The organism is Variovorax sp. LARHSF232, from assembly GCF_052871435.1.
On the sequence record NZ_JBIXJS010000002.1, the window covers coordinates 629,671 to 647,212 of the forward strand.

Annotated in this window: 15 protein-coding genes; 11 read left to right on the forward strand and 4 right to left on the reverse strand. The window is 68.3% G+C overall.

Annotated features, from left to right (window positions below; translation table 11 throughout):
• Window positions 1–44 precede the first annotated feature (44 nt).
• Window positions 45–788 (reverse strand): IclR family transcriptional regulator, encoded by a 744-nt coding sequence (locus ACIPRI_RS08285; RefSeq protein ID WP_446620944.1) that lies wholly within the window; start codon window positions 786–788, stop codon window positions 45–47.
• Between the two features lie 122 nt (window positions 789–910).
• On the opposite strand from ACIPRI_RS08285, the gene ACIPRI_RS08290 reads away from it, so the two are divergent.
• The 5 genes from ACIPRI_RS08290 to ACIPRI_RS08310 are packed head-to-tail and all read left to right on the forward strand — an operon-like array spanning window position 911 to window position 6,581.
• Window positions 911–1,858: a hydroxymethylglutaryl-CoA lyase gene (locus ACIPRI_RS08290; protein ID WP_446620945.1), complete on the forward strand. Its 948-nt coding sequence runs from the start codon at window positions 911–913 to the stop codon at window positions 1,856–1,858.
• Entirely contained in the window at window positions 1,855–3,069 is a 1,215-nt protein-coding gene (locus tag ACIPRI_RS08295; protein ID WP_446620946.1) for a CaiB/BaiF CoA transferase family protein, read from the forward strand. The genes ACIPRI_RS08290 and ACIPRI_RS08295 overlap by 4 nt, the downstream gene beginning before the upstream one ends.
• A gap of 32 nt (window positions 3,070–3,101) precedes the next feature.
• Window positions 3,102–4,094 (forward strand): LysR family transcriptional regulator, encoded by a 993-nt coding sequence (locus ACIPRI_RS08300; RefSeq protein WP_446620947.1) that lies wholly within the window; start codon window positions 3,102–3,104, stop codon window positions 4,092–4,094.
• Window positions 4,091–4,543, forward strand: coding sequence for a DUF2214 family protein (locus ACIPRI_RS08305; protein ID WP_446620948.1), 453 nt, complete (start codon window positions 4,091–4,093; stop codon window positions 4,541–4,543). The genes ACIPRI_RS08300 and ACIPRI_RS08305 overlap by 4 nt, the downstream gene beginning before the upstream one ends.
• A 28-nt stretch (window positions 4,544–4,571) precedes the next feature.
• Window positions 4,572–6,581, forward strand: a complete 2,010-nt coding sequence (locus ACIPRI_RS08310) for a spermidine synthase (protein ID WP_446620949.1) — start codon at window positions 4,572–4,574, stop codon at window positions 6,579–6,581.
• 51 nt (window positions 6,582–6,632) lie between these two features.
• Here the strand turns inward: ACIPRI_RS08310 and ACIPRI_RS08315 are convergent, their stop codons facing one another.
• Window positions 6,633–7,025: a PsiF family protein gene (locus tag ACIPRI_RS08315; protein ID WP_446620950.1), complete on the reverse strand. Its 393-nt coding sequence runs from the start codon at window positions 7,023–7,025 to the stop codon at window positions 6,633–6,635.
• 119 nt (window positions 7,026–7,144) lie between these two features.
• Here ACIPRI_RS08315 and argS point away from each other — a divergent pair, with 119 nt between their 5' ends.
• The 6 genes from argS to ACIPRI_RS08345 all read left to right on the forward strand — a co-directional run bounded on the left by argS (window position 7,145) and on the right by ACIPRI_RS08345 (window position 13,490).
• A complete protein-coding gene (gene argS, locus ACIPRI_RS08320; RefSeq protein ID WP_446620951.1) occupies window positions 7,145–8,827 on the forward strand; it encodes an arginine--tRNA ligase in 1,683 nt (560 codons plus the stop codon).
• Between the two features lie 23 nt (window positions 8,828–8,850).
• On the forward strand, window positions 8,851–9,543 hold the full coding sequence (locus tag ACIPRI_RS08325; protein WP_446620952.1) for an SPOR domain-containing protein: 693 nt from the start codon (window positions 8,851–8,853) through the stop codon (window positions 9,541–9,543).
• A gap of 84 nt (window positions 9,544–9,627) precedes the next feature.
• Complete coding sequence (locus ACIPRI_RS08330; RefSeq protein ID WP_446620953.1) at window positions 9,628–10,278, forward strand: thiol:disulfide interchange protein DsbA/DsbL; 651 nt, start codon at window positions 9,628–9,630, stop codon at window positions 10,276–10,278.
• A 114-nt stretch (window positions 10,279–10,392) separates the two neighbouring features.
• Window positions 10,393–11,079 (forward strand): lipopolysaccharide transport periplasmic protein LptA, encoded by a 687-nt coding sequence (gene lptA / locus ACIPRI_RS08335; protein WP_446620954.1) that lies wholly within the window; start codon window positions 10,393–10,395, stop codon window positions 11,077–11,079.
• 14 nt (window positions 11,080–11,093) lie between these two features.
• Window positions 11,094–11,879, forward strand: a complete 786-nt coding sequence (lptB, locus tag ACIPRI_RS08340; RefSeq protein ID WP_446621072.1) for an LPS export ABC transporter ATP-binding protein — start codon at window positions 11,094–11,096, stop codon at window positions 11,877–11,879.
• A 21-nt stretch (window positions 11,880–11,900) separates the two neighbouring features.
• Window positions 11,901–13,490, forward strand: coding sequence for an RNA polymerase factor sigma-54 (locus tag ACIPRI_RS08345; protein ID WP_446620955.1), 1,590 nt, complete (start codon window positions 11,901–11,903; stop codon window positions 13,488–13,490).
• Between the two features lie 19 nt (window positions 13,491–13,509).
• Here the strand turns inward: ACIPRI_RS08345 and ACIPRI_RS08350 are convergent, their stop codons facing one another.
• Together ACIPRI_RS08350 and ACIPRI_RS08355 are read right to left on the reverse strand one after the other, a co-directional pair.
• Window positions 13,510–15,330, reverse strand: coding sequence for a pectate lyase (locus ACIPRI_RS08350; protein ID WP_446620956.1), 1,821 nt, complete (start codon window positions 15,328–15,330; stop codon window positions 13,510–13,512).
• Between the two features lie 251 nt (window positions 15,331–15,581).
• Entirely contained in the window at window positions 15,582–17,381 is a 1,800-nt protein-coding gene (locus ACIPRI_RS08355; protein ID WP_446620957.1) for an ATP-binding protein, read from the reverse strand.
• Between the last annotated feature and the right edge of the window lie 161 nt (window positions 17,382–17,542).

The following is a 17,542-nucleotide window of genomic DNA, read 5'->3' on the forward strand; positions in this document are numbered from 1 at the left end:
TAAGAGCCGCAAAGTCGATTGATTCGTGACAAAAAAGTATGAAATCAAAGGCGTCCATTCAACTTTGCCGCTGCTTCGCGCACGGCTGGGATGGCGCGCGCGTCGTAGCGGTGGGCCGGCATGGTGAGGGTGACCGCGCCGGCCAGCGTGCCGTCGGCATGGAAGGCGGGCGCGGAAATGCCGGCCAGCTCGGGGCTGCGATCGCCCACCAGCGCGCAGTATCCCTGGGTGCGGATGCGTTCATAGAGCGCGCGGTCTTCCTCGCGGGTGCCGGCCGGCAGCGGTGGCGGCCCGAAGGCGATCAGCACGCGCGCGCCGACCCCACGGTCGGCCGGCAGCAGGTCGCCGGCGCGTACATGGTCGCGCAGCACCTGGGGCGAATCCACCCGGTACAGACAGAGGCGCGCCCAGCCCTCGCCCTGGGGCTGGCGCACGTGGTAGGCGGCGCTCTCGCCGGTGGCCGCCACCAGCGTCTGCAGCACCGGCATCACCACCGCCTCGAGCGAGAAGGCGGCGCCGTACAGGCCGTGCAGCCGCGCCACCTCGGGCCCCAGCGCGTAGCGCCCGTCCGCGAGGCGCAGCAGCAGGCGCGCATGCTCCAGCGAGGCGAGCAGGCGCAGCACCGTGCTCTTGTAGAGCTGGGTGCGCTCGGCCAGCGCCGCCAGCGACAAGGCGTCGTCGCCCGGCTGGAAGGCGGCCAGCAGGCTCAGGGCGCGGTCGACGGCGGCCGTGCCGCCGGGGGCGGCGTTGCGATCGGAGGCGGATTCGATGCGGGCTTTGCGGGGCATGAGGAGCCTGGGTTGGGATTGACACGGCGACGCCGCCGCGTCAAAATTTCGATCAATAGAACTGTATTCTATCTATCGAAACGCTGGCAAGCCAGCCCATTGATTCAAAGGACACGCATCTCATGGGCTCGCCTCTGCCTCTACCGCAAGTGCGGATCAGCGAAGTCGGCCCGCGCGACGGCCTGCAGTCGGTGAAGGCCACCATGGCCACCGCCGACAAGCTGCGCTGGATCGACGCGCTGCATGCCGCCGGCGTGCGTGAGATCGAGGTGGCCTCCTTCGTGCCGGCCCGGCTGCTGCCGCAGATGGCGGACGCCGCCGAGGTGGTACGCCACGCCGCCACCTTGCCCGGCCTCACGGTGATGGCGCTGGTGCCCAACCGCAAGGGCGCGCAGGCCGCGCTGGAGGCTGGCGTGCACAAGCTCACCATGCCGGTGTCGGCGAGCGTCGCGCATTCGCTGGCCAACGTGCGCAAGACGCCCACCGAGATGGTGGCGCAAGTGCATGCCATCTCCGAGCTGCGCCGCGCCATCGCGCCGCATGTCCGGCTCGAGGCCGGCATCTCCACCGCCTTCGGCTGCACCCTGCAGGGCCTTGTGCCGGAAGACGAGGTGATTCGGCTCGCGGCCCAGTGCGTCGAGGCCGGGGCCGAGGAGGTGGGTTTGTCGGACACCGTGGGCTACGCCAACCCGGCGCAGGTGCGGCGCCTGTTTCGTCGCCTGCGGGCCGAAATTGGCCGCCACGCCGGCGCCGCCCACATGCACAACACACGCGGCCTCGGCATCGCCAACTGCCTGGCGGCATGGGACGAGGGCGTGCGCACTTTCGATGCCTCGCTGGGCGGCCTGGGCGGCTGCCCCTACGCGCCAGGCGCTTCGGGCAACGTGGTCACCGAAGACCTGGTCTTCATGTTCGAGGCCATGGGCATCGCGACCGGCATCGACATCGACAAACTCGTCGCGGCGCGCGCGCCGCTCATGGCCGGCCTTCCCGGCGAACCGGTCTACGGCATGACGGCCGAGGCCGGCCTGCCCAAGGGCTTCGTCCCATCCTCTTTCGCTATTCCATGACTGACAGCACGGCCTCTTCTTTCTCCGCCACGACCTTGCCCTACACCGGCATCCGCGTCGTCGAATTCACCCACATGGTGATGGGCCCCACCTGCGGTCTGCTGCTGGGCGACCTGGGCGCCGAGGTGATCAAGGTCGAGCCGATCGAGGGCGACAGCACGCGCCGCCTGCTGGGCTCGGGGGCGGGCTTCTTCCCGACCTTCAACCGCAACAAGAAGAGCATCGCGCTGGACTTGAAGAAGCCCGAAGGCATCGAGGCCGCGCTGCGCCTGATTGCCAGCGCCGACATCGTCAGCGAGAACTTCAAGCCCGGCACCATGAAGAAGCTGGGGCTGGACTACGAGCGCTTGAGGCGCCTCGACCCGCGCCTCATCTACGTGAGCCACAAGGGCTTCCTGCCCGGCCCCTACGACCACCGCACGGCCCTCGATGAAGTGGTGCAGATGATGGGCGGCCTGGCCTACATGACCGGCCGCCAGGGCGATCCGCTGCGCGCCGGCACCAGCGTGAACGACATCATGGGCGGCATGTTCGGCGCCATCGGCGCGATGGCGGCGCTGCGCCAGCGCGAGCTGACCGGCAAGGGTTGCGAGGTGCAGTCGGCGCTGTTCGAGAACAACGTGTTCCTGGTGGCGCAGCACATGATGCAGTTCGCTGCCACCGGCAAGGCGGCCGACCCCATGCCCAACCGCATTTCGGCCTGGGGCATCTATGACGTCTTCACCGTGAAGGACGGCGAGCAGATCTTCCTGGCGGTGGTGAGCGACAAGCAGTGGGCCGTCTTCTGCAAGGCGCTGGGTTTCGCGGCGTTGTTCGCCGACCCGCGTCTGGCCACCAACAACGACCGGGTGCGCGCGCGCGAATGGCTGATGCCGCAGCTGCGCTCGCTCCTGGCGGGCCATCGCGCGGCGCAACTGGCGGCGGTGTTCGAAGAGAACGAACTGCCCTTTGCGCCCATCACGCAGCCGCAGGCGCTGTTCGACGATCCGCACCTCAATGCCACCGGCGGCCTGGCGCCGGTGCGGATGAACGATGGCCACATGTCGAAGGTCCCGCTGATGCCCTTTACCCTGGGCGGCGAGCGGCCCGGCATCCGGCTACAGCCGCCGCGCCTGGGCGAGCACGGCGACGAGCTGCTGCGCGAAGCGGGCTACAGCGACGAAGAGATCGCCGCGCTGAAGAAAGCGCACATCACCACCACAGGCGACTGAAGCTGACGGCGCCTTTCGGATAATCGCCCCCGATGGACCGCCTCAAGCAGCTCGAATCCTTCGTCGCCATCGCCACGCGCGGCAGCCTCACCGCGGCCGCCAAGGCCGAGGGCGTGGCGCCCGCCATCATGGGCCGGCGCCTGGACGCGCTGGAAGAGCGCCTGGGCGTCAAGCTCATCTTGCGCACCACGCGGCGCATCACGCTCACGCACGAAGGCAGTGCTTTTCTGGAAGACTGCCAGCGCCTCCTGGTGGAGTTGGCCAACGCCGAGGCCAGCGTCAGTGCCGGTGGCGTCAAGGCCAGCGGCCATTTGCGCGTGACAGCGCCGGCCGGCTTCGGGCGGCGCCACGTCGCGCCCCTGGTGCCGCGCTTTCATGCGCTGCATCCCGAGGTCACCCTCTCGCTGAACCTGAGCGACCGGGTGATCGACATGGCCGGTGAAAACTTCGATTGCGCGGTGCGCGTGGGCGACCTGCCGGACTCGTCGCTGGTGAGCATCCGGCTGGCCGACAACCGGCGCCGCTGCGTGGCCACGCCGGCTTTCCTGCGCCGCTTCGGCATGCCCGTGCACCCCAACGACCTGGTGCGCTTCGACTGCCTCACCTTGTCGAGCGATGCGTCCCAGACGCGCGGCTGGGCATTCCGTGTACCGCGCATGGGCGCAAATGCCGCCCCCGGCGAATACGAAGTGATCCACCTCAAGCCCACCGGCCCGCTCGATTGCTCCGATGGCCAGGTGTTGCACGACTGGTGCCTGGCTGGCCACGGCATTGCCTGGCGCAGTACCTGGGAGGTCGAGGCCGAGATCGACGCCGGCCTGCTGGTGCCGCTGCTGGACGAATTCGCCGCCCCGCCCAACGGCATCTATGCCGTCTTTCCGCAGCGCAAGCACCTGCCGCTGCGCCTGCGCCTGTGGCTGGATTTTTTGAAGAGCGAATATGGCCGTCCAGAGTACTGGGGCGGCACAATCGCCCCGCCTTCATCACCCGCAACACGCACGCAAGAAGGAAAGCGAGCACGATGACTCTCGAAGCAATCCTGGCCTACCTGCACTTCCTGGCCATCCTGACCATGGTGGTCTTCATCTCCAGCGAAGCGGCGCTGTGCCGGGTGGAGTGGCTCAACAAGGCCGTGGTCGAGCGCCTGGCGCGCATCGACATGGTCTACGGCATCGCCGCCGTGACGGTGCTGGCCACCGGCATCGCGCGCACCGTGTGGGGCGTGAAGGGCTCGGCCTGGTACTGGACCAATCCGCTCTTGCACCTGAAGCTCACGCTGTTCATCGTGATCGGCCTGATCTCGATCTTTCCCACCATCACCTACCTGCGCTGGCGCAAGACCTTGCGCACCAGCGGCACGCTGCCGGCCGAGGCCGACGTTCGCAAGACGCGCAAGCTGGTGATGATCCAGGCCCACCTGCTGGTGCTGATCCCGCTGGCCGCCGTGTTCCTGGCGCGCGGCTTCGGCAAGTAGGCGGCGCCCAGGCAGGAAGTCCGGCAACATGAAATTCCTGTTCGCCGGCACCATCTTCACCAGCGCCTTCCTGCTGTTCCTGGTCCAGCCGCTGATCGCCAAGCAGATCCTGCCCTGGTTCGGCGGCTCGGCGGCGGTGTGGTCGATCTGCCTGGTGTTCTTCCAGGTGCTGCTGCTGGCCGGCTATGCCTACTCGGATGCGGTCACGCGGCGGCTGTCGGCGCACTGGCAGGCACGCGTGCATGTGGCGCTGCTGCTGGCAAGCCTGGCCTTCCTGCCGATCGTGACCGATGCGCGCTGGAAGCCGGTCGGCGCCGAAGACCCGACCTTGTGGATCCTCGGGTTGCTGCTGTTCACCATCGGCCTGCCCTACTTTCTCTTGTCGACCACCGGCCCGCTGCTGCAGCACTGGCTGACGCGCACGCCCTGGGGCGGGCAGGTGTACCGCTACTTCTCGCTGTCCAACCTCGCCTCGCTGGGCGCCCTGCTTTGCTACCCGGTGCTGATCGAGCCGTACAGCACGCTCCTGCACCAGGCGCAGGGCTGGTCCTGGGGCTACGCGGTCTTCGTGCTGCTGTGCGCCGTCACCGCGCTGTATGCGGTGCGCCATGCGGGTCCCACGGCTGCGACAGCCGCCTCTGTCTCGTCCGCGCCGCCGCCGCGTCTGGGCGAGCAACTGCTGTGGCTGGCGCTGCCGGCGCTGGGGTCGTGGCTGCTGCTGGCCGTCAGCAACCACCTCACGCAGAACGTGGCGGCCATTCCCTTCCTGTGGGTGTTGCCGCTGTCGGTCTATCTGTTCACCTTCGTGCTGTGCTTCGAGAGCGAGCGCTGGTACCGGCGCGCCTTCTTCCTGCCCGCATCGGCGATCGCCTTGCTGCTGTGCGCCTTTGGCCTGCAGCACAACATTGGCTTCGATCTGCACAGCGCGCTGCCGATCTACGTGGCGGGCCTGTTCGCGCTGTGCATGTTCCTGCACGGCGAGACGGCGCGCCTGCGGCCGGCGCCGCGCTACCTCACGCGCTTCTACCTGATGCTGTCGCTGGGCGGCGCGATCGGCGGCATCAGCGTCGGCCTCGGCGCGCCCTACCTGCTGCCGGCGTACTACGAACTGGGGCTGGGCCTGGTGCTGGTGGCGCTGGCTGGTGCGGTGGTGCTGCGCAGCCGCAGTTGGGGCCTGGCCGGCGGCCTGGTGCTGGCCCTTGTCTGCGGCGTCTTTCTGCTGCTGCAGGTGCGTGCCGATGTCACCGAGTCGCGCGTGCTGATGCGCAACTTCTACGGCACCCTCGTCACGCTCGATACGCGGCGCGACGATCCGCGCGACGACGTGCGCCAGATGTACCACGGCTCCGTCAAGCATGGCGAGCAGTTCCTGGCACCGGAGCGGCGGCGCGAGCCGACCAGCTACTACGGCGCCAGTTCCGGCTTCGGCGTGGCGCTGGCCGAGGCGCCGCAAGGCCCTCGGCGTGTCGGCGTGATCGGTCTGGGCGCTGGCGTGATGACCGCCTACGGCCGGCCGGGTGACGTCTACCGGGTCTACGAGATCAACCCGCAAGTCTTCGATCTGGCCGATCGCGAATTCAGCTTCCTGGCCGACAGCCCAGCGCGCATCGAGCGGGTGCTGGGCGATGCCCGCCTGGCGCTGGAGCGAGAGGCGCCGCAGCGCTTCGACCTCTTGGCGGTGGATGCCTTTTCGGGTGGCTCGGTGCCGATCCACCTGGTCACGGCCGAGGCGATGGCGGCCTATCTGCGCCACATCCAGCCCGAGGGCGTGATCGCCTTCAACGTGACCAACCGGCGCCTGGCGCTGGCGCCGGTGGTCGACCAGGTGGCCAAATCGCTGGGCCTGCACGCCGTGCTGGTGCATGACGAGGCCGAGCAGAGCAGCCACCTGCGGGCTACCGACTGGATGCTGGTGGCGCGCCGGCCCGAAGTGCTGACGCGCGATTCGATACGGCGCGCCAGCCAGCCGGTGACGCCGATCGCCGGTTTGAAGCCCTGGACCGACGACTTCAACAACCTCTTCCAGGTTCTCAAATAAGAAAACCCCGCCGGCAGGGCCTGGCGGGGTTTTGCTGTCGGAACTGCGCGATCAGGCCGCAGACAGGCACTTGCTCATGAAGGCCTTGCGGTCATCGCCCTTGAGCGTCTTGGCCTCGGGCGCGGCGTTGCAGGACTTCATCTTTTCCTGCTGCGTCTGCTTGCTCACGCCCTTGGCGCTGAGGCATTGGCTCATGAAGGCCTTGCGCTCGTCGCCCTTCAGGGCCTTGGCCTTGGGATCGGCGTTGCACTCCTTCATCTTGTTTTGCTGAGCGGTCGGCGCCTTGGCGGGCTCGGCAGGGGCGGCCGCAGCAGGTGCAGCAGCAGCTGGCTTGGCGGGCGCCGCCGTTGCAGGGGCCGCCGGAGCGGTGGCCGGCGCCTGGGCATGCGCACTGCCCAGGGCGAAGCAGGCGGCCATGGCGAACAAGGGAAGAAGCTTTTTCATGGAGTTGTGTCCTCAACGGTGGATTTTTGGAAAAGCCAGCCCAAGGAAGGGGCTGCCCATCGTAACGGGGCGGGGCGGGCGAAGGATGACCGTGCGGGCCCCACCGGTAAAATCCGTCAATGCTATTGGTCAAACAAGAGCTGCTCGCCCAACTGGCGAACACGCTCGAATCCCTCTCGCCTGGCGCCGGCGCCAAGGCGGCCTTCGAATCTCCCAAGGTGGCCGCCCATGGCGACTACGCCTGCACGGCCGCCATGCAGCTGGCCAAACCGCTCTCGCGCAAGCCGCGCGACCTGGCCCAGGCCATCAGCGACGCGCTGATGGCGACACCCGCCTATCAGCAATGGGTCGACGCGATCGAGATCGCCGGCCCAGGCTTCCTCAACATCCGCCTCAAGACGGCTGCCAAGCAGCAGGTGGTGCGCGAGGTGCTGGAAGCCGGCGCCGCCTTCGGTCGCCAGGCTGCACCGGCCGAAGGCGCCGAGCGCGTGCTGGTCGAGTTCGTCTCGGCCAACCCGACCGGCCCGCTGCACGTGGGCCACGGCCGCCAGGCCGCCCTGGGCGACGCCATCTGCAACCTGCTGGATACGCAGGGCAAGGCGGTGTATCGCGAGTTCTATTACAACGACGCCGGCGTGCAGATCCAGACCCTGGCCAACAGCACCCAGCTGCGCGCCAAGGGCCTCAAGCCCGGCGATGCCGGCTGGCCCGAGCAGGCCTACAACGGCGACTACATCGGCGACATCGCCAAGGACTTCCTGGCCAAGGAAACCGTCAAGTCGGACGACCGCGAGTACACCGCCAGCGGCGACGTGGAAGACCTGGATTCGATCCGCCAGTTCGCCGTGGCCTACCTGCGCCACGAGCAGGACCTGGACCTCAAGGCCTTCCGCGTGCGCTTCGACAACTACTACCTGGAGTCGAGCCTGTACACCAGCGGCCGGGTCGAGGCCGCCGTGACGCGCCTGGTCGAGGCCGGCAAGACCTACGAGCAGGACGGCGCGCTGTGGCTCAAGTCGACCGACTACGGCGACGACAAGGACCGCGTCATGCGCAAGGGCGACGGCAGCTACACCTACTTCGTGCCCGACGTCGCCTATCACATCGCCAAGTGGGAGCGCGGCTTCCACCAGGTGGTGAACATCCAGGGCACCGACCACCACGGCACCATCGCCCGCGTGCGCGCCGGCCTGCAGGCGGCCGACCCCGAGATGCCGCCCGACTACCCCAGCTACGTGCTGCACACCATGGTGCGTGTGGTGCGTGGCGGCGAAGAGGTGAAGATCAGCAAGCGCGCCGGCAGCTACGTCACGCTGCGCGATCTGATCGAATGGACCAGCACCGACGCGGTGCGCTTCTTCCTGCTGTCCCGCAAGCCCGACACCGAATACACCTTCGACATCGACCTGGCGCTGGCGCAGAACAACGACAACCCGGTGTACTACGTGCAGTACGCCCATGCCCGCATCTGCTCGGTGCTGGCGGCCTGGGGGGGCGACGAGGCGCAGCTGCACAAAGCTGACCTGTCGGCGCTCGACAGCCCGGCGGCGCAGTCGCTCATGCTGATGCTGGCCAAGTACCCGGCCATGCTCACCGGCGCGGCCGCCGACTTCGCGCCGCACGACGTCACCTTCTACCTGCGCGAGCTGGCTGCGACCTATCACAGCTACTACGACAGCGAGCGCATCCTGGTGGACGACGAGAAAGTGAAGCTGGCGCGCCTGGCCCTGGTCGCGGCCACCGCGCAGGTGCTGCACAATGGCCTGGCAGTTCTCGGCGTCAGTGCGCCGCGCAAGATGTAAGCGAAAAGTAGATGGCGACGACCATGAAGACCAGACAACGCGGCAACACCTTTATCGGCCTGATCATCGGCATCGTGATCGGCCTGGGCGCCGCCCTCGGCATTGCGGTGTACGTGACCAAGGTGCCGATTCCGTTTGTATCCAAGACACAGCGCAACACGGCCGAGCAGGACGAAGCCGAAGCCCGCCGAAACCGCGACTGGGATCCGAACGCACCGCTGGCCGGCAAGGCCGGCGCCGCCAAGCCGCCGGCCGCGCCGGCCGCCAACGGCGCGAGCGCGTCCGGCAGCGTGACCGCCGCCGCGCCGTCCACCTCGGCGCCGGTGCCGGTGGTGGTGCCGAACAAGCCCAAGGGCCCGGTGCCCGCCGTGGTGAACCCCGATTCGGAAGACCCGATCGGCGACCTCGCCCGGTCTCGCGCCGGTGGCGGCAGCAGCAATGGCAGCACCACGGCCGCCGCCAACCCCAACGCGCCCGACCCCTTCATCTACTTCGTCCAGGCCGGCGCCTTCCGCAGCACGGAAGATGCCGAGGCGCAGCGCGCCAAGCTGTCGCTGATGGGCGTGGAGGCCAAGGTCACCGAGCGCGAGCAGGCCGGCCGCACCGTCTACCGGGTGCGCGCGGGCCCCTTCAACAAGAAGGACGATGCCGACCGCCTGAAGGACCGCCTGGACGGCGGTGGCCTGGAAACCGCTCTGGTCCGCGTTCAGCGTTAGCCAATCAATTGCATCCGCCGAAGGGGCCCGCGGAACTTCGCGTGGCCCGGCGGGCTCTGTCAGCCGCACAGGAGAAACATCTTTATGAAACGTCGTGACTTTTCGCTGGCCGCCGCAACCGTCGGTTTGGCGCCGTTCGTGGCCAGCACTGCCGCCCGGGCGCAAGGCGCCTTCAAGGCCGGCACCGACTACGTCGCACTGAAGAAGCCCGCGCCGGTCGATGCGCCGGCCGGCAAGGTCGAGGTGGTCGAATTCTTCTCGTACAACTGCCCGCACTGCGCGCAGTTCGAGCCGACCCTGGAGGCCTGGGTCAAGAAGCTGCCCGCGCACGTGGCCTTCCGCCGGGTGCCCGTGCCCTTTGTCGGCAATGACGTGGAAAGCAAGCAACGCCTGTACTACACGCTGGAGGCGCTGGGCAAGGTGGACGAGTTCCAGATGCCCCTCTTCAACGCCATCCACAAGCAGCGCCAGCCGATCTTCGGCGATGCCGCCGTGCTGGACTGGGCCGGCAAGCAGCCCGGCCTGGACGGCCAGAAGTTTGCCGAGATGTACAAGTCCTTCACCGTTTCCGGCAAGGTCAAGCGGGCGGCCCAGCTCACCAACGATTACCAGGTCGGCGGCGTGCCGGCGCTGGGCGTGGCCGGCCGCTACTACGTGGACGGCGAACTGGCCCGCAACCTGGACCGCGCCCTGCAGATCACCGACTATTTGATCGGCGAAGCTCGCAAGGCCTGAGAAGCTTCTGACCGGCCCCGCCCGGTGCATCCGCAAAGCCCGCTTCGGCGGGCTTTTTCGTCGGGGGCGTCGCATTTGCCCCCTACAATCTGTCGAGAGCAAGTTTCGTGCCCTATGACATTTCCCTCCATTCTCCCTTTCTCTGCCAACGTCCTTCACCGGCTTGGCGGCGCCGTTCTTTTTTGCGTGCTGGCGCTGGCCGGTGCCGGCCCGGCGCAGGCCGAAAAGGCTGACCGCAACAAGCCGATGAACATCGAAGCCGATGCGATGCGCTATGACGACCTGAAACAGGAAAGCGTGTTCAACGGCAACGTGGTGGTGACCAAGGGCACCATCGTCATTCGCGGCGCCCGCATCGACGTGCGGCAGGACCCGGAGGGCTACCAGTACGGCGTGGTCACGGCGGCGCCCGGCAAGCTGGCCTACTTCAAGCAAAAGCGCGACGGCGAGCCCGGCAGCGACGAGTGGATCGAAGGCGAATCCGAAGTCATCGAATACGACAGCCGTGCCGACAACGTGAAGTTCGTGCGGCGTGCGGTGATGCGCCGCCTGGTCGGCGCCAAGGTGAACGACGAAACCACCGGCGCGCTGATCGTCTACGACCAGAGCAACGACACCTTCAGCGTGAACGGCGCGCCGCAGGCGCCTGGCGGCAGCAATGCCGACGGCGGCCGGGTGCGCGCCGTGCTGGCGCCGCGGGCCGAGGCGGGCGCGCCGGCGGGCGGCAAGCAGGCGCCTGCGCCTGCGCCCGGCAAGGGCCTGCGTCCCAGCACCACGCTGGGTGGCGGAGGCAGCAAGTGATCGATCGCGCAGGCATGGAAGCGTCCTCGAGCGACGGCCGCAACGGCGCCAGCAGGCTGCAGGCGCGCGGCCTCAAGAAGAACTACGGCAGCCGCACGGTGGTGAAGGACGTCTCGCTGGACGTGCAAAAAGGCGAGGTGGTGGGCCTGCTGGGCCCCAACGGCGCCGGCAAGACCACCTCCTTCTACATGATCGTCGGGCTGGTGCGCGCCGACGACGGCCTGATCAGCATCGACGGCGAAGCCATCGAGCACATGCCGATCCACCGCCGCGCGCGCATGGGCCTGAGCTACCTGCCGCAAGAGGCCTCGATCTTTCGCAAGCTCAACGTGGCCGACAACGTGCGCGCCGTGCTCGAGCTGCAGCGCGAGCCGGACGAGCGCGGCGTGCTGCAGCCGCTGTCCAAGGCGCGCATGGAAGAGCGGCTGGAAGAGCTCTTGACCGACCTGCGCGTCGACCACCTGCGCGACTCACCCGCGCTGGCCTTGTCGGGCGGCGAGCGGCGGCGCGTGGAGATCGCCCGCGCACTGGCCACGCAGCCGCGCTTCATCCTGCTGGACGAGCCCTTCGCCGGCATCGACCCGATCGCCGTGATCGAGATCCAGCGCATCATCAGTTTCCTGAAGGAGCGCGGCATCGGCGTGCTCATCACCGACCACAACGTGCGCGAGACGCTGGGCATCTGCGACCACGCCTACATCATCAGCGACGGGCATGTGCTGGCACAGGGAACGCCCACGGAAATCGTCGAAAACGCCGACGTGCGCAGGGTGTACCTCGGCGAACACTTCCGCATGTAAGAAGGCTGCGCGAACACGTCCATGAAGCAAGGCCTGTCGCTGCGCGTATCGCAGCATCTCGCGCTCACTCCGCAATTGCAGCAGTCGATACGGCTGCTGCAGTTGTCCACGCTCGAGCTGTCGCAGGAAGTCGAGCAGATGCTCGACGAGAACCCCTTTCTCGAGCGCAGCGCCGAGGAAGCGCCGCGCGAGGAATTCGGCCTCGCGGCCGAGGATGCGACGGCCGCGCGCGACGTGCGCGACGAGGAGGCGGCGGGCCTGGCGCTGATGAACGGCCAGGACGGCGTCAGCACCATTGCGGCGCAAGACGCCGAAGTCACGGCCGCCGACGCGCCCGCCGACATCGCCGATGCCGAGCCCGACTGGGAAGGCGACGGCAGCGTCGACATGGCGCCGGACGACAGCGAATGGGGCAGCGACGCCCCGGCGCGCAACAACAACCTGGGCAACGACGAGGCCGCCGACGCCACCGAGCTGGCGCGCAGCCAGGAATCGCTGCAAGACTTTTTGCACCGGCAGGCGCTGAGCCTGCGGCTGTCCGAAGTTGACCGCGCCGCACTGCGCTTCCTGATCGAGTCGCTCAACGAGGACGGCTACCTGGAAGACTCGCTGCCCGCCCTGGCCTCGGGCCTGGCCGGCGACGACAACGACCAGTTCGACGACCTGGTGCACCGCTTCCAGATGGCGCTGGGCCTGCTGCAGAGCCTGGAGCCGGCGGGCGTCGGCGCGCGCGACCTGGGCGAATGCCTGGCGATCCAGCTGCGCGGCCTGGCCAGCGAGCACGAGGACGAGCCGCATGCCGAGGTGCGCAAGACCGCCCTGGCCGTCTGCAAGCAACCGCTCACCCTGCTGGCGCGGCGCGACTTCAAGCGCCTGGCCACGCTCACGCGCTCGAGCGAAGACAAGGTACGCGCCGCCATGCAGCTCATCGCGCGGCTGGAGCCTAAGCCGGGCCGGCGTTTTGTCAACGTGGAGCGCAACGTGGTGGTGCCCGACGTGATCGTTACCCGCCTGGGCAGCGGCACCAACGTCAAGTTCCGGGTGCAGCTCAACCCTGACGTGATGCCGCGCCTGCGCGTGCACGACATCTACGCCGGTGCGCTCAAGGCCCACAAGGGCGAGGGCAGCCAGGCGCTGAGCCAGCGGCTGCAGGAGGCGCGCTGGTTCATCAAGAACATCCAGCAGCGCTTCGACACCATCCTTCGCGTGTCCAATGCCATCGTCGAGCGCCAGAAGAGCTTTTTCGTGCACGGCGAACTGGCCATGCGCCCGCTGGTGCTGCGCGAGATCGCCGACGAGCTGGGCCTGCACGAATCCACCATCAGCCGCGTGACCACCGCAAAGTACATGGCCACGCCCTTCGGCACGGTGGAGCTCAAGTACTTTTTCGGCTCGGCGCTGGGCACCGAGACCGGTGGCAATGCCTCCAGCACCGCGGTGCGCGCGCTGATCAAGCAGTTCGTCGGCTCGGAAGACCTGAAGAAGCCGCTGTCCGACAGCCAACTGTCGGACATGCTCAAGGAGCAGGGTATCGAATGCGCGCGCCGCACGGTCGCCAAGTACCGCGAGGCGCTGCGCATCGCGCCGGCCAATTTGCGCAAGGCACTTTGACCGGCGTGCCCGGGCGGTGTCAGGCCGCCGGCGCGATGAACGAGATCAGCCGGCCCATGCGGCGAATGAAGTCCGACGTGACGATGAACTGCGGCTTCTCCCGCTTCACATACGGCTCGATCTCGGGCGGGTTGTCGGCCGGGTAGGGCGAGGTGTCGTAGACATCGCCGACATGCTTGCTGCGGTAGGCGGTGCCGGTGTAGGGCGTGGACGGTCCGGGGCCGCGGAAGGGATTCACGATTTCGGGCACGGGCGCGGTCCAGTAGTGCTTGGTGCCCAGCTCGTCGATCAGGGTGTCGACCTCCGATTGCGGCACCACCGGCGTCGTCATCTTGGCGCCCAGGAACAGGTCCGGGAAGTCGACCTCGCGGATCGAGAAGTACTTGGGCAGCTCGCGCGGCTGCGTGCTGCGCAGCGGCGAGCGCGCCACCAGTTCCGCCACCGCCGCGTCGCTCATCGACGCCAGCGTGTTGTACCTCGACTCCAGGCTGGCGATGTTGATGGCGCGGCCGGCCGAGTAGTGGCTCACGGTGTTGGTGATGTCCTTGTCGTAGAAGTAGGCGCCGTTGTGGATGTTGGAGCCGTAGCGATGCACGTACAGCGGCTCGTTGCTGCCCAGCTCCACGAAGGTGGGATGCGTGCGGCCGGCCAGCAGCGGATTGAGCTGCACCGCGTTGGCCGGCAGCGGCACCGTCTTGAGCCAGGCGATGGCTTCGGGAATGCGCTGCAGGTACTTGCGATCACCGGTCAGGGTGAAGTAGTTGAACAGCTGCTGGATGTTGGTCTGCGTCGTGTGCGTGGCCAGCGAGCGCGGCTCGTAGCTGCGCGCGCCGGCCGGCTCGCCGGCATTGCGCCCGCCCGTGATGCGCGACAAGTGCTGCAGGCTCCAGCCGGCCTGCGGCCCGGGGTTCTGCATCAGGCGCATGCAGTCCATGGCGCGCGTGATCGGCTCCACCAGCCGCGTCTCGCCCAGGGCGACGATGCACATGGTGAGGAACTTGATGTTCTCGCCCATCACGTCGTCGTTGAAGGTGACGTGCAGGGTGTAGTCGCCGTCTTCCATGCCGGCGCGCGCGCCCGCCGGCAGCTGCTGCGGGTTGGGCAGCGGCATCGACGTGATCGAGCCGGCGAAATGCGGGAAGCGCTGCGGCCAGCCACCGCCGGCAATGCCGAACTCCGGCCCGAACTGGGCGGCCAGGATGAATCCGATGGCCTTTTGCAACGGTGCCAGGAAGCGCGGGTCCTTCTTCTCCAGGTACATCCGCAGCATGAACTGCGAGGCCACGGCGGTGCCGGCGTCGTCGAAAGTGGCATTGCCGTAGTAGTGCTGGAATTCCTCCAGCCGCCAGCCGTTGGCGCCGATGGTCTCGTACCAGTGCTTGAGCGATTCCTCGCCGGCGAAATCGAAGATGTAGTTCCAGCCGCCGGCCGGATGCTGGGCTGCGGCCACGGCCAGCGCGGTGCGCTCGGCCGCCTCGTAGAAGCGCTCCTGGCCGGTGGCGTGGTAGGCGTCGAGGTACACATGGCCCACCGAGGGGGTGCCGGGCGGCTGGATCCAGCACATGGTGCGCTTGGCTTCCATCTCGCCGAAGGTCTGCGTCAGGTCGGGCGAATAGGACCAGACGTAGCCGCCGCGGTAGGACACCGTTTCGTCCATGTAGACCGCGGCCTCCTTCAACGCCTTGGCGGCTGTCTTCTGGGGCGTCTGCTTTTCGGCCACTGCGGCAGCCGCGGCGGCCGACGTCGAGCCGCCGGACGTGGTGGCGCTGTCCGAGCCTCCGCCGCAGGCCGCCAGGGTGAGCGGCGTCAGGACGGAAAGGGTGAAGTCTCTGCGTTTCATTGTTTTCCTCGGGTGGGTTGAAGTGCCGCACGATCTCCAACAAATCGGCGGTGTCATCAGTCGTCATACAACTGAGTCGCGGATGCTAGGCCCAACCGCCCGCGTATTCAAGGCCCTGCGGATAACGTTTACATCAGTAAAGATATCTGAAAACATATAAGTCATAGGACAACTGACATCTAGTTGCCCGAGAATCGCGTGCGCTATTCGGGTATGCCCGGGGGTACGGTGCTTCGAGCCCGTCGGGCAACTCAGGAAGCGTCAGCGGCCACCGGAGCGAGGCTGCGCTCGGCCTGGGCCGCTGCCAGCACGGCGCGCAGTGCGCCTGGCTGCACCGGCTTGCGCAGGGCATGCCAGCCGCGCTCGCGCGCCAGGGCGCTGGTGGCTTCGTCGATGTCGGCCGAAACCAGGGCGATGGCCAGCTCCGGCCGCAGGCGCTGCAACTGCTCGGCCAGTGCCACGCCGTCGGTGCGACCCGGCAGGCGGATGTCGCACAACGCCAGGTCGACGCCGTGCAGGTCGACGCCGTCCGCCATCAGTTCGTCGGCGCTGCCATAGATGCGCGGCCGGGCGTCCCAGTGGCGCAGGATGGCGACCAGGCCTTCGGCCACCACGGCGTTGTCCTCCACCACCAGCACCGACAGGCCGGGCCGCAGCGCGGCGGCCGGCGTCTCGGGCGCCTGCTGCGGCCCGCGCGCCGCTGGCGTGCTGGTCGCGCCCTGCGGGGCCGCCGGCAGCGCGAAGGCAAAGACCGAGCCGCGTCCCGGCGCGGAGCGCAGGCTGATCTGCGCGTCCAGCCGCTGCGCCAGCCGCCGCACGATGGCCAGGCCCAGGCCATGGCCGTGCCGCAGATTGCGCGCGGTGTTGCCGATCTGCTCGAAGTCGCCGAACACCCGTTCCTGGTCGCACGGCGCGATGCCGACGCCGTTGTCGCGCACCTCGATGCGCCACCGGTCGCCGCGCTGGCGGCAGGCCAACAGCACGCGGCCGTGCGGCGGCGGCGAGAACTTGAGCGCGTTGTCCACCAGATTGGCGATCATGCGGCGCAGGGCGACCGGGTCGCTCCAGGCCAGCGCATCGGCCGGGCAGCGCACCCGCACCCGGTGCGCAGCCCCGGCCGGCCTGGCAAATTCGCCCAGCAGCGCGGCCAGCGCGACCGGGCCTGGCGTCAGCAGGTCGGCGGCGGCTTCGATGCGGCCGATTTCCAGCAACTGCTGGGTCAGCCCCTCCAGCGCCTGCTGCGCCCGCGCCAATGCCGACAGGGTGGCCCGAAGCGTGGCGGGGCTGGCACCGTCGTGCAGCTGCTGCTGCAGCACCTCGGCCTGCAGCCCGATGGCCATCACCGGCTGGCGCAGGTCATGGTTGGCGGCCGAGAAGAAGCGCAGCCGCTCGGCCTGCGCCTGCTTGGCCGTCTGCAAGCCGGCCAGGGCCTGGGCCCGTAGCGCGCTCTCGTTGTGGCTCTGGCCGATGGAGTCTTCCAGCTTGCAGGAGCGCTGCGCCACCAGCTTCCACATCATCACCAGCAGCGCGGCGCCCAGGCCGGCCAGCCCCATCACCGGCGGCGCGCCGAAAGCCAGGCTCATCACGATGACGGGCAGCAGCAGCATCGTGATGGCCAGCTGCATGGTCCGCGCCACATACGACACCGAGAAGGCCGAGGACAAGGTCATGCCCATCATCACCAGGCCCAGCAGCAGCTGCGCCACCGCATCGCCGGGATGGAATAGCAGCACCCCGGCCAGCCCGTGGGCGCCCTCGTGCACGGCGATGCGCAGGGTGTGGCGGCGCAGCTCGCCGGGCAGCTCGGCCGGGCGCAGCGGTTCGGGCAGCTGCTGCGGGACCAGTGCGCGCCAGGCGGTGCTCAGGGCGATCAGCGCCAGCCACAGGAGCGCCATGAGCAGCGAGTATTGCCAGGCGAAGAGGGCCGCCACGCCGCAATCGAGCAGGAACTGGAAGGCCAGCACGGCGCCGCTGGGCTGCGTGCTCAGGCGCAGCAGTTCGGTCTGGATGGCGGCGCGATCGGCCTCGGCGGATGAAAACAAAAGGCTCATCGCGGGCCGACTATATAGACCCCCAGGGCCGGGCCAGCCCGGCCCGCCCCCCGCGGGGGACCAAGCAAAGTGGCAGAGCCACATTTGCTTGAGGACGAGGCCCCCGTGCCTCGGCAAGCCGAGTCCATCCCACCCGAGGGAGCCGGAAAACTTGCAGCGTC